Source organism: Clostridioides sp. ZZV14-6154, assembly GCF_020657785.1.
GTDB lineage: Bacteria > Bacillota > Clostridia > Peptostreptococcales > Peptostreptococcaceae > Clostridioides.
This window is the reverse complement of record NZ_JAGWCY010000002.1, coordinates 572,740-587,161: the sequence shown is the minus strand read 5'-3', so window position 1 is coordinate 587,161 and position 14,422 is coordinate 572,740. Positions and strand designations below refer to the sequence as shown.

At 26.7% G+C, this 14,422-nt stretch carries 10 protein-coding genes; all 10 read right to left on the bottom strand.

What is annotated here, in order from left to right:
* Positions 1 to 21: 21 nt before the first annotated feature.
* The 10 genes from KGF45_RS09165 to KGF45_RS09120 all read right to left on the bottom strand — a co-directional run bounded on the left by KGF45_RS09165 (position 22) and on the right by KGF45_RS09120 (position 14,418).
* Positions 22 to 2,040 carry an FUSC family protein gene (locus KGF45_RS09165; protein WP_227842329.1) on the bottom strand — a complete coding sequence of 673 codons (2,019 nt, stop codon included), beginning with the start codon at positions 2,038 to 2,040 and terminating at the stop codon, positions 22 to 24.
* Between the two features lie 263 nt (positions 2,041 to 2,303).
* Positions 2,304 to 3,089: a formate/nitrite transporter family protein gene (locus tag KGF45_RS09160; RefSeq protein WP_227842328.1), complete on the bottom strand. Its 786-nt coding sequence runs from the start codon at positions 3,087 to 3,089 to the stop codon at positions 2,304 to 2,306.
* A gap of 56 nt (positions 3,090 to 3,145) precedes the next feature.
* Entirely contained in the window at positions 3,146 to 4,117 is a 972-nt protein-coding gene (gene asrC / locus KGF45_RS09155; RefSeq protein WP_227842326.1) for a sulfite reductase subunit C, read from the bottom strand.
* Between the two features lie 12 nt (positions 4,118 to 4,129).
* Positions 4,130 to 4,921, bottom strand: coding sequence for an anaerobic sulfite reductase subunit AsrB (gene asrB / locus KGF45_RS09150; RefSeq protein WP_227828848.1), 792 nt, complete (start codon positions 4,919 to 4,921; stop codon positions 4,130 to 4,132).
* On the bottom strand, positions 4,922 to 5,929 hold the full coding sequence (gene asrA, locus KGF45_RS09145; RefSeq protein WP_227828849.1) for an anaerobic sulfite reductase subunit AsrA: 1,008 nt from the start codon (positions 5,927 to 5,929) through the stop codon (positions 4,922 to 4,924).
* 172 nt (positions 5,930 to 6,101) lie between these two features.
* Entirely contained in the window at positions 6,102 to 8,978 is a 2,877-nt protein-coding gene (locus tag KGF45_RS09140) for an EAL domain-containing protein (RefSeq protein ID WP_227842324.1), read from the bottom strand.
* Positions 8,979 to 9,086: 108 nt separating this feature from the next.
* On the bottom strand, positions 9,087 to 11,786 hold the full coding sequence (locus KGF45_RS09135; protein WP_227842323.1) for a diguanylate cyclase: 2,700 nt from the start codon (positions 11,784 to 11,786) through the stop codon (positions 9,087 to 9,089).
* 125 nt (positions 11,787 to 11,911) lie between these two features.
* Positions 11,912 to 12,601 (bottom strand): Crp/Fnr family transcriptional regulator, encoded by a 690-nt coding sequence (locus KGF45_RS09130; RefSeq protein ID WP_227842322.1) that lies wholly within the window; start codon positions 12,599 to 12,601, stop codon positions 11,912 to 11,914.
* Between the two features lie 62 nt (positions 12,602 to 12,663).
* Positions 12,664 to 13,512, bottom strand: a complete 849-nt coding sequence (locus KGF45_RS09125; protein WP_227482491.1) for a MurR/RpiR family transcriptional regulator — start codon at positions 13,510 to 13,512, stop codon at positions 12,664 to 12,666.
* 18 nt (positions 13,513 to 13,530) lie between these two features.
* Positions 13,531 to 14,418 (bottom strand): ROK family protein, encoded by an 888-nt coding sequence (locus tag KGF45_RS09120; RefSeq protein ID WP_227828853.1) that lies wholly within the window; start codon positions 14,416 to 14,418, stop codon positions 13,531 to 13,533.
* Between the last annotated feature and the right edge of the window lie 4 nt (positions 14,419 to 14,422).

Here is a 14,422-nt window from a genome sequence, read left to right as displayed (position 1 = left end):
TAATTTAATTAGATTAGAAAATTATGCAACTTCTTGCACTAACATTTTACTGGTATTACTTATTCTATACATCTCTTTTACACCATTTAAAGTTTGAAGTAAATTGAGACAAATTATTTTATCGCCCAAGCTTACTGTATTTTCAATACTATCTAAAATTACACTTCTTCCTTCATCATATTTATCAGCATCATAATTTGAAATATAACTAGTATCTCTCAATATTCTTTCTACATCTTCATCTCTAATATTATTCTTTTTGACATTTATATATAAATTGTACATATTACTTATTAGTAATTGTTGATTTTCTAAGAAATCATCTTGACGTTCATCTTTGTATATAGTATTTATCAACATAAGTCTATCTTCAATAAGTGATGGCACTAATAATAGATTCTTTATATAATGAACATTGGTTGAGTTTTCAATAGATTTATTAACTTCATTAATTATATTTTTAACTATACCTTTATACACATCTATAACATGCTGATACCCCATTTTTGCATCATATGGTAAAACAAATTTATTTATTATTAATGCAATAATTGCACCTAATACCACATATGAAATTCTACTCATAGTTAAAACATTAGGGTCTCCCATAACTGCTGCGGAACCAAGAGCTGAAACAGTTACACACACTATCAATTTTCTATAATCAACTACATATGAGTTTATGTATCCTGCTAAAAGTACTATTAATGACCTTAATGTGTTATCTTTTATTATTGAAAATGAAACAATAAATATTACCGCTCCTACTAGTGTACCTTCTATTCTTTTTCTGGATTTCTGCAAACAATTCTCTGCATAAGGTTGTGTTAATGAAAATACAGTTAACATTATCCATCTTCCATCTTTTAAGTGAAAATAATCCATAATAAAACCTGATATTGCTGTAGCCAAAGCGATTTTTATTGCATAAGAAAATCTTATAGATTTTAAATTAAAATGTTGCTTATATATTGATATTCTTTTAAACTCATGTGGTATCTTTATTTTTCTTTCAGCTCTTTTTTCCTCTTTTGATTTTACCTTTTTGTATTCTAATAAAAATTCATATAGATTTTCTAAAACACTGTAAATTTCTTTCAAATTTATATTTTTAGTATCTTGAACGATAACATAATCTCTAAATCCAAGTATTTCTTTATCAGTTATATTATCTTTATTTTCTAAGCACATCTTGATATAATTTACTTCTTTAGATACTACAACTAAAACATCTTCTTTACCATTTGTACTACTTTCTTCTAGAATATTTTTTATGTCTTCATCCTCAAATTCCTTAGTATCTGCTTTATATCTATCTAAGATTAAACTTATTCTTTCTAATGAAAATAAGATATTTATTATATCCATTCCTTTAATACTAATAAAAAAGTCATCTTTTCTATTATCAAATATAACCATTTTAAGACCTTTTGATATAGAATTTATTGTGTAATTACAACTATCTATTTTTCTCATATTAGACTTACTTACAGAATTATCATTGTTCATAATATTTTTTAAAAGATTTATTTTTTCCAACAACTCATCACATATAGATATTAATTCTTTGTCACCAATTTTTTTCATTCTATTTCTATTCATAACAAATTGAGCAATCATTATGACAAGTGAACCACTCGCTAAAGCTGATAATCTTATAGGAAATTCACTTAATCCTACAGGTATACTTATCATAAATATATACATAAGACCAAAAGGTACATATACAGCCCTTTTCAAGTCATAACTAAATAAATATCCTATTATAAATAATGCTATAAAATTTAATAAAATTCCTAAATACATATTTTGTACTGCAAAAAACGATAATACTCCTAACATTACATTTATTATCAAGTACTTTAGTAAATTTTTAATTGGAGAAATAGTTAAATCTCTTTCCAAAAGCATTAGCATAGCTGTTACTATAGCCACACCTATAAGTGTATTTTTACTTCCAAATAGAGCTATAAATGCAGATATAAATGCTATTATAAAAATAAACAATTTAGTTTTTGATATTATTAATTTTTTTGTCATCAAATACCTCCTTCAAAATTTCAACAAAGTCAATTTTATCACACTTATTATTGTATTCAAAATCATCTTTTCTACGTGAGGCTTCTAACTTTTTATTTATAATACTAATTTTAATTCATAATTTAACGAACTTTATAATCACATACATCATATATATTCATATGCCATCATACTTTTTTTCTTTCAAATATTTTTTTAAAAATTAAAAACAACGCTCTCAATAATACGATATTTGTACTTATTGAGAGCGTTATAAGATTTATTTAGCAAACTTGTTTAATTTTTTCTTTACCTAGTATATAAGTACCAAGTCCCATAAATAAAGCTCCTCCAACAATGTTTCCAAGTGTTACAGCTACTAAATTATAAATAGCTCCTCCAATACTAACTGTTTGAATTGTTGGAGAAAATAATGAAACACTATAGATTGTCATATTTGCCACACTATGTTCAAACCCTGTTGTTATGAAAGCAAATAAACATAGGAATATCATAATTATTTTTGCACTATCGTTATTAGTTCTAAATGAACATAAAACTGAGACACAAACTAAAATATTACACAAAACTCCTCTAAAGAAAAGAGACATAAACGGCATAGATACTTTGGCTGCTGCTGTAGTTGCAAAAAATTCTGCTACAGGACCTTTATCTACTAAACCAGTTCCTACAAACATTATACCTAAAATCAAAGCTCCTATTAAATTTCCTACCCAACTGTATATCCATATTTTAGAAGTATCTTTTATACTTACCCCTTTATTTAGCATGCCTGCAGACATTACCATATTATTTCCAGTAAACAGTTCTGTTCCTGTCATTACAACTAAACTAAGTGCTACTGCAAACGATAATCCCATCATTATCTTTGTCATAGGAGAACCTGCATCTATCAAAATTCCTCCAATAGTAAATATCAAAAGTATACCAATACCTACATAAAGTCCTGCAAAAGCAGAAGACACTAAATATTTTATCTTACTTGTATTTAATAAATTTATTTTATTTATAGCTGCATTAGTTAATTTATCCAAAGTTTCTTTATGCATAATTCCCTCTTCCTTCTATTAAATTTATAATTTATTTAAATATATGTTTTTATTAATTATAGATATTTAACTCCACTCCAGTATATATTTTCATGTACTTTAGTTATTTCTTCAAATTGTACACCTTCAAGTGCCCATTTTTTAAATTCCATGAATCCAGTCCTGTCAATTATATATCCTATATGCTCTTTCCCTCCTGGTGCGTCTTTATCTATATACTTTTCTACATATTTGTAAGTATTAAGTATTATTTTTATTATGTTGTCTTCATCTGCCCATAAAAGAAAATCTTCTGCTAGTCTTGGATTTTTCTTCCCTGTTCTACCCATTATAGCTAATCTATAGTATTTTTTTTCATCTCTAGTCCATGCATTTGTTGGGCAATTCAGTACACATTCTCCACAACCTATGCACTTATCTCCATCTCTTACTACTTTATTATTTTCTGTTTTTAACGCCCCAACAGATAATTTTGAACATTTTTTTACACACGCTCCACAATTCACACATCTATCTTTTTCATATAGTGGCAATGTCATTCCTATAATTCCAAAATCATTCATTCTAGCTTTTATACAGTCATTTGGACATCCAGTTAAGGCTACTTTAAAATGTAAGTCATTTGGAAAGATTGCTTTTTCTATTTTTTTTGCAAATTCAGTTGTATTATACTGCGCTTTTGGACAGACTTTATTACCTATACAGGCAGCTATATTTCTCGTACCTGCTGCTGGATAACCTGCATTTTTCTCATTTTGATTTATATTCATCTTTTCAATAACAGGTTGTATGATATTGTTTATTTCTTCCATGTCTTCCATATCTATTCCTAAGATTTCAAATCCCTGTCTTGTAGTTATGTGTATCTGACCATTACCATATTCATTTGCAATCTTAGAAACTGTGATTAAACTTTCAGGGTCAATAAGACCTCCTGGTACTCTAACTCTTAAAGAAGTTTTATATTTTGTTTTTGTAATTCTGTAAGCATTTTTCATTACTTTTTTAGTATTTAAATCTCTTATCACAAACTCCACCCCCTAATCAATAAGATTTTTAGCATATGAATAATCAAATACTGGTCCATCTAAACATATATAAGTATCATCCATCTTACAGTGTCCACATTTTCCTATTCCACAACACATTTTTCTTTCATAAGAAACCCAAATATTTTTTTCGTCTAAATCTCTTTTTAAAAACTCTCCTACTGTAAATTTCATCATCATTGGAGGACCAACTACAATTGCAGAAGTATTATTTATATCTTTTATATCTAAATCTGGGATATACTTTGTTACTAACCCTACATTTCCACTATAGCCATCATCCGCTCCATCCACAGTAACTAAAACATCTAGTTTTTCATTCCATCTTTTTAAGTCGTCTGCAAATAGGACATCTTTTGGTGATTTGAATCCTACTATTAATTTAAACTTTTCACACTTATCTTTGTTGTTATAAAAATATTCAACTATTCCTCTTACAGGAGCTAATGCACTCCCTCCTGCTACTACTACGATTTCTCTTCCTTCATATAAAGATACATCAAATCCATTTCCATAAGGTCCTCTTATAAAAAACGAATCCCCTTCTTTATAATTGAATAGTTCACTAGTAACTTTACCTACATTTCTTATTGTAAAGTCAATATAATCTTCTCCATATCCTGATACTGATATTGGACTTTCACCATATTTAGGTATAGATATTTCATAGAATTTTCCAGGCAGTACCCCTTTTGTATTGCAATTCACTTTAAATGTCCATTCTTTATCAGTATGTTTAACTATATCTAGTATTTTTGCACTTACTGGTATATATGAGTTCATTTATATCTCCTCCTTACTAGTTACTAAATCATTTATTTTTTCTATACATTTTGAAAATGATATATATTGTGGACAGGCATCATCACATCTTCCACACCCAACACACATGTTATATCCAAATCTTTTTTTGAAATCATTTATTTTATGCATAGTTTTAAATCTCATTCTTTCTCCTTGTTTTTTTCTGAAAGAATTTCCACCTGCTATATCTGTATATCCATCTACTTGACATGAAGCCCAAACTCTTCTTCTTTCTCCTACATTTTCATTTTCCTTATAAAAAATATCCTGCATTGTAAAGCATGAGCATGTCGGACATACAAAATTACATCTTCCACATCCAATACATCTTGTGTCATATTCATCCCATATTGGATTTCCTATCATCTCATTAGAATCAATATTTTCTGGTACATCTACAGAAATTAAATTTTCCGTTACATGACTGACATCAAATTCTGCTGGCTCTCCATTAAACACTTCAAATTCATTGTCTTTTATATCTAAGTACAATTTTTCTCCTTCTATATTCAATCCAAGTGAATAGTTATCAGTTTTATTAGAATCCATACTTACACAAAAACAATTTCTAAAACTCTCTTTACATCCTACAAGTGCAAATTTTATTTTTTCTCTAATATGTTTATAAAAATAATCTTTTTCTTCTCCATTATTTAAATATATTTCATCGAGTCTCTTTATTCCATTTATGTCACAAGCTCTTAGAAAAATTAAAATCTTTTTATTGTCTAAATCGCTTTCCTTAAATTCTTTTTCAGTAAAGTAAAATAAGACTTGATTGATAGGAAGCACTACTTCTTTTGGTGAAAAGTTTGATTTTTGAGCAAATTCCATTTCTTCAAAAGTGCTTACTTCCTTGTATCTTATCATGTCAGTATCTGAAAAAGTACCTTTAAATGGCATTATGACTGGTGCAAATATTTTGTAGTCTTTTTTTAGGGAATTCAGACCTTCATTGAATTTGGATGAATCTAATTTTAATTTCATTTTTATCACCTTTCTTATATTTTAGTTTTGCTTGCTTATTATCTTGTTTAAATCTTAACACTTTCTTTTAGATACTTCTGTGATAATTATCACAGTTTTAAAAATAATAAAAAAAATATTACTATAGCTTATTCAGCTCTAGTAATATTTTTTTATTATTTATAACTTTAAATTAAAAATCTATTCTTTTAAATACAAGCTTTTCAAAAGATTCTATATCCATAGGTCTTGCAAAGTAAAATCCTTGTCCAATATCACAACCTGCATTTTTTAATAAATTTAATTGACCTTCAGTTTCTATTCCTTCAGCTACAATTAGCATATCTAAATCCTTACCTAATGTAATTATATTCTTTATAACCTTTTCTCCACGTACAGATGTAATTGTCTCATTTAAGAATTCTCTATCAATCTTCAATACATCAATTGGCAATTTTTTCAAAAGACTGAGCGAAGAATATCCACTTCCAAAATCGTCCATAGATACGATAAATCCAATATCATGTAAATCATTTAAAATATCTAAAATCATACTTATATTTGACAAAAATAAACTTTCTGTTAACTCAAGTTCTATTAGATGTGCTGGTATATTATGCTTATTTATTAAAGATTTTAAACTAGTTACTATATTTCTATTATTTAAATGAATTCTTGATACATTTATAGAAATTGGTTGTGGCTTTATTCCATTTTTTATCCATTTTGACATTGTACTAAATATATTATCCCAAACATACAAATCAAGTTTTTCTATAAATCCATTTTTCTCAAATAGTGGAATAAAATCATTAGGTGGTATAGTTCCTTTAATTGGATGAATCCAACGAACAAGAGCCTCTGCACCTACAACCTCCTCTGTTATAAGGTTAATTTTAGGTTGCAAATAAACTACAAATTCTTTATTTAAAAGTGCATTATCCATATTATTTTCAATTTCTTTTTCATGAAGTATAGAAATCCTTATTTTATCATCATAAAAAGCAACTTTACTTTTATAATTGGTTTCTATTGTTTGGCAAGCTATCTTAGCTCTATCAATCATTACATCAATATTTACATCTTCTTTATCAATTAAATATGCTCCACATTTAAGTATTATATCTATTTTAAATGTATTTTTTTTATCATTATTGACAATCTCAAAAAAATCATTTGCTCTTTTTCTTAAATTTTCTATATTACTTTTTTTAGTCATTACAATAAATCTATCGTCTGATAACCTTGCATATATTTCATCCTTAAAAACATTTTCACCTATTTTTTTTGCTATGTATTTTAAAATATTATCTCCAAATTCAAAACCAAACATATCATTTATATATTTAAATTTATCTATATTGATATAATATATAACAAAGTTATCTGTTCCATATTTCTCAAAAAGCTTGTTAGCATCAATTTTAAATTTTAGTAAACTCCTTATGCCTGTTACTTCATCAACATATGCTATCTTTTTTAATTTATTCATTTGTATCTTATAATTTACAATAAATATTCCAAAAACTATAAATATAAGAAATGATATTATTAAAACAAATGCCATAATATTATGCTGTATAAAATCTAATAGAGTGACCTTATGTTCTAAGTACTTTGTACTACCTGTAATTGCAATTGCAACCTCTTCTTCTGTAACTCTATTAATAGATTTGTTGAGTATTGACAACAATGCAGGATTTGCTTTTCCAGAAACCCCTATTCCAATATCCACGACTTGATTTTTTATTGGCATAAACATAAGCTCATCAAATTCTTCAGTATTAATTATATTATTTAGTATATAGTTGCTTACTATAAATACATCACATTCTTCTTTCTTGACAGCTTCAATACATTTACTAGCATTTGGATAAAAACTTACTTCTTGATTTGGATAATATTCTTTTACGAATGATTCTATACCTGTCCATTTAATCATTGCTACCTTAGTTTTTTCATTCATTCTAATATCATTTTTTGCCAAACCTAACATAGTAGTTTCAAGGTATCCATCAGTAAATACAATATTATGCTCTAACTCAGTACTCCGTGACATAAACATATTTGCACAGATATCTACCTCACCATTTTCAACCATTTTTAAACCTTCAGAAAAATTATCTACCTTTATATACTCAAACTTTAAACCTGAGTTATTTGAAATTGATTTTAATATATCTATTGATATACCTTTGTAGGAATTTGTATTTTTATCATAAAAAGATAGTGGTGATGTATCAGGGCCTGATACAACTTTTATTATAGGATGTTTCTTTATATATTCTTTTTCCTCCAAAGTAAATACTTCTGTGGCTATTGCAGTATCTTTATAATGTTTATTAAATAAATTACCATCATAATATATATCTTCTCGCTTAATCTCATTTAATGCATAATTCAAACCATCTAGTATTTTTTTGTTTCCCTTAGTTGTTGCATAATAGACAGGCTCTGATGAAAAACGTAATACTACCTTTGTATTTGGTATATCTCTAATGCTTCCTGTAAGTATCATATCAATGGTTCCTTTTTCAAGTTCTCTTTGAAGTTCTTCTGCACCTTCTATGTACTTATATTTTACAGATATTTTATTTTTTTTACAGTATTCATCAAATACACTTTTAAAATGATTATCTGAAACTGTACCTACTACTTTTCCATCAATCTCTTTTAGATTATTATAAGATATTGTATTGTTTTTGGAGTTCACATACAATGCTCCATATTCATATCCAAAATTTAAATTCGTATAATCATAGTATTTTTCACGTTCTTCATCCTTTTGCAATGCTCCAAATATATCAATTTGTCCCTCTTTAAGCATTTCTAGACCTTGACCCCATCCACAAGGTATATATTCTAATTTCCAATTATTTATTTTAGCTATTTCATTCATATAATCATATGTATATCCATATAACTGACCATCTTTTGTAATAGAAATTCCATAACTAGGCCAATATCCAACTCTCACTTTTTCTTTCTCAGAAGCGGCTAAAACAAATGATGTATTTAATATAAGTAAAAAAATAACCATAGTAATAGTAAATCTATATTTTCCATTCATAGTATTCCTCCATTTATAACTAAATCATATCAAGATAGTTAAAGTATTCTTATTTAACTTAATATTCTTTCTATTTAAATATTTAAACCCTCCATTTGCATTTAAACTTTAAATAGAGTCATTAAATATAATAAATCTATCTTTTCCTTGTTTTTTTGAATAATAAAGAGCTTTATCTGCTTTTTCATATAATTCAATAAAAGTTGTTCCATGATTTGGCATAATAGATATTCCAATACTACAAGAAACTTTATATGACTTATTTACTCCAGTATAATAATTTCTAAATGCATTACATAACTCAATCGCTTTGTTTTCAATAAATTTCATATTCTTCATATTTTTTATGAAAACTACAAATTCATCTCCACCAATACGTCCAATTATATCATCTTCTCTAAAAATAGAAGTCAATTTTTTTGAGACTTCAACTAAAACTTTATCACCAAAGACATGTCCTAAATTATCATTAATGGCTTTGAAATCATCTAAATCAATAATAAAAAATGCATGACTACTTTCTTTAGCCTTGTCTAAACTTAAAAACCTCTTTATTAGAGTTTCAGTTGTACCTTTATTATAAATTCCTGTTAATATATCACGTTCAGCTTTAAATTTAAGCTCAATCTCTTCTTTTTTCTGTTTATCTATATCTTTAATGTACGCAAATCCTTTAAGTTTATTACTTTGTGGGTCTTTAAGTAAATGCATTGTACAAAGTTCCCACAAAATCTTACCATCATTGTCATATCTTCGATACTCTAACTTTAACTCATTTACTCCCTTATTATATGAATCTAAGATATTTTCATAATAAAATACTTTTTTAAAGTTTTCCCTATCTGAAATAAAAACTATATCGTCAACAATATCCTCCATTACTTCAGAATATTTTCCAGTAGTTCTTAAACCTAAATTATTATTAGGCTTTATATTGCTTGATATAAATTTATCTTGAGAAAAATTAATTTCATATATAGCAATTGCTTCAGACAACATAGCTTTTCTATATTGTTCTTCTTGATTATATTGCATTTCAGCTTTTTTTTGCTCATTTATATCTTCTAATAGACCTATCGCTCTAATTGGAATTTCTGCTCCATTAAATAGATTAGTTAGAGTCATTCTATTCCATATATATTTCCCATTGACTAGTTTTGTTTTTATTACAGATACTACACTTTCTTCACCTTTTTCTATTTTGTTAAAAGATTCTTTAAACACATCAACAAAGTCAGGATGTATTATCCCAGAATCTATAAAATATTCTATACCATTTTCAATATTTTTTTGTACTCCATATATTAAAGAGATATCACTAGAGATATGTATAGATTTTGTATGCACATAATAGTCAAATACTATGTTAGATGTCTTGGATAAGGCTATTCTAAGCCTTTCTTCATTAATCTTAAGTTCTTCTTCTGCTCTTTTTAAATCTGTTACATCAACCAACACACAGTAGAAATACTCTTTTCCATCAGAATCTTTTATTAGCTCACACTTATTTACAACCCACACAAAATTACCACTCTTAGTAATCATTCGATACTCTATTTCAACTACTTTTGATTCTAATATTTGAAGTGCAAATTCCCTTTTCACTCTATCTACATCATCTTTATAAATTACATCATAAAAATTATTATTAAACATAGATTTTATCTCTTCTTTAGTATATTCAAACAGGTCAATAAATCCATCACTTAAAAACACAAATTCATATTTTTCACCTACACTACATTTAAAAACACCACCTGGTATATTGTTAGTTAGTGAAGATATCTCTAAATTTGCTTTTACAAGCTTTCCTTTGGATTTTTTCTCTTTATAAAATACAATTAAAATCAAAACTGAAAGTGCTATGAAGTTTTTAGTTGTTAATATAATTGCAAGTTTATTTATCTTAGAAATCTCTTTCACTATCAAAGTCTTTGGAATAAAAGACAATACATACCAATCATTTATACCAACTGGAGTATACGTGGCATATTCCTCTTTTCCTTCAAATTTATATTCTAAAAATCCACTTTTCTCATTTGATATATCTTCAATAAAGTTTTTATAACTGTAATTTTCTCCAATATAAATAAAATCAAAAAAACCACTAACATTATCTATGGCATCATCAGTTTTTCCTGGAGTAGATTTTAAGACAAGATTTCCTGACTTTTCAAATATATATGTACTCCCTTCTCCATTAAAACTAGTCACATCTATAAATTCACTTAATTTACTTGTATAATAAGAACCATACAGAACTCCAATCACTTCACCATTTTTGTACATAGGAGACGCTACTATAAAACTATTTTCATTGTTAACAGATGATTTTATGATTTCTGAAATATTGCTTTCCCCTTTCATTGCCTTCTTAAAATAGCTATGTTGCGATATATTATAGACCTTTCCATCACCTGTATAGGCTGTACCATCTGGATATGCAATGTAGATTTTTTCAAAATCAGATTCCTTTGATACATCATTTAATAATTTCATTATATCTTCTTTCTTCATACCCTCTGACTCTGAAATAACTTTAGAAATACTATTTATAAACTTTGTTAGTGAATTAAGCTTAACATTTATAGTATTTGAACTTTGCAATGATAACTCTTCTAAATGCATCTTTTTGCTTTTTTCTACTAGTGAATTAACATTATAGGTAAAATCCCAAAGAGAAAACATCACAAATACACATATAAAAATCAAACCTAAAGCATAACCTATGAATTTTTTATTTTTCATTTTGATACATCCCTTTCTGCGCATAGAAGCTGTGTCAACATCTGTATATTTACTGTTCATATTAAATTAATTATACTATCAGAACTCAGCTGTTTCAATAAACTTAAGGTAAATATTACCATTTTAGATAAATAAAAAAGAATCTATACATAGATTCTCTTAATAATACCTTTATTTAATTATAATTAATTATTTTTAAAGTATTTTGATAGCTCGCTCTCTTTTACATAAAAACCTTTATTATCAATCTTTATAAGTTCTTCTTTTTGCAATACTTTTATCATTCTAGAAACTGTCTCTCTTTTACAACCAAGCATATCTGCTAAGTATGTAACTGTAAGATTTACATTTAATAATGTCCATTCTCCACAACAAACTCCAAATTCTTTACTTAATCTATATAATTTTGCTGCTAATTTCTTGTCTACTTTTATAGATATTGAATTTTTTAACTGTCTATATAAACGTCTTGTCCTTCTCTCCATATAAGAAATAATATCTTTTGTAAGCTGAAAATCATTTTTCATAATTTCTGTAAATTCTTCAATACTATAATAAAACACAATTGAATTTTCAAATGCCTCACATCCAACAGCAGAATTCTTAGTAAAATCAAAGGTAATGTCATTTATAATTTCTCCATTATTTAATATAAAAATCACCTTTCTCTCGCCATTTTCGCTTATCTTAAAAATAGATACTTTCCCATCTAAAAGTACATATACCCTGTCTAATTGTTCTTTTTCATAAAATAAAATTTCTTTTCTTTGTAATCTTTTTAGTTTAGCTTTTTCTTTAAGTTGATTCTTAGTTTCACTACATAAATTATTAAAAAGCATTACTTTGTTAATATCATAGTCTTTTAATTTAGACATGTAAAATCTCCCCATTACTAAATTTTTAAGAAAACCACATAAAGTATTACAAATATCTGATTTTATTCATTTTTAAACAGTTTTATAGCATTTGTAGTCTTGATTTTTCTTTCAATAGCTTCATTTGAAAGCTCTTTTACTACCTGTGTATATACTAAATCAATAATAAAAAATTGTGCTAATTTAGAAGATATTGAACCTGTTTCCAATACAGTTTCCCCTGATACATAAGATAAGTGCACATCTGAAATATCCTTCAATTCAGAATTTTTATTTTCAGTAATAGATATAATTTTAGCATTATTAGCTCTCGCAAGTTTTACAGTTTTTATAATTTCTTCAGTTTCGCCAGAATGAGAAATTGCAACTATTAAATCTCCTTCTTCCATTATAGAAGACATCATTATCATAGTATGACTACTATCAAAACTTACACAATTAAGTCCAATTCTCATAAACTTATAGTTTGAATCTTGTGCTATTATTCCTGAATATCCAATACCTATAAAGTAAACTTTTTTAGCATTTATTATAAGTCTTGCACAATCATGAACATCTACACTATTGATTATCTCAACAGTATTCTCTAAAGTAGTTATATTTGAGTTTAAAAGTTTCTTGGCTGTATCTAAAGCTGGCTCATCATTTTGTATATTCTTATTTATAATATTTTTTTTATTACTACTTGATATTTCTTGTGCTAAAGTAACTTTAAAGTCTTGCAACCCATTAAACTTCATTTTTTTAACAAATCTAGTTATAGTTGCTTCACCAATATTACTCTCTTTAGCAATTTGTGATATTGGTTTATAAAATACATCCTCTATATTTTCTTTTATATAAGCTATCAGTAATTTATCTGACTTTGTGACTTTAAAAGTTGGTGATTCTAATTGTTCTAAAATACTCATTAAAAAACCTTCTATTCTCTATATTTTGTTTAAAAAATTATATAATGCCCCAAGCATACCTGCATCATTTTGTCTCTTTGCAAATTCTACATTAGTATTTTTATAAACTCTTTCTATAAGAATCTCCTTTAACGCTCTATCTATTTTAGGTTTTAGAAATTCTTCTTGTGCCATTATTCCGCCACCTAAAATTACAACTTCTGGATTTATTACATAACATATATTTGCAATACCAATTGCTAATGATTTTATCATATTATCCAATTCTTTTAAACAATCTTCGTCATTATTCTTTGCTAAATCAAAAATTATTTTCCCATTTAGGTCATTTTCATCCATATTTTTTATTTTTGCTAATTTTTTTACCAAGCTACTAGTTGATGCCAACTCTTGAAAAGTACTTCCATTCATATTCATATATCCTACTTCACCAGCACTATTACTAAATCCATTTATAAGCTTATTATTTATTATAACACAACCACCAATACCAGTACCTATTGTCATACAGATAGAAGAAGTTGCTTCCTTACCTGCTCCAAGCCACATTTCACCAAGACCAGCACAATTAACATCATTTTCAACTTCACATTTTATATTAAATTCTTTTTCTATCTCTTTCTTTAATTCCATACCTTTATAGTTTGGAATTAATTCTTCTAACGCAAATACTATCTTACCTTCAATTGGGTCAACCATACCTGCAGTTGATATACATATCCCATCAATATTATTTTCTTTCATATATTTTTTAACTATTTTCTTTATTTTAGATAATATTCCTGGTCCACCTTTTTCTTTTGCTTCAGTATCTAAACTTGATTTATCGATTATTAACCCATCTTCTCTAATAAATCCATATTTTATTGAAGTACCTCCAATATCTATACAAACGTAATTTTTCATAACA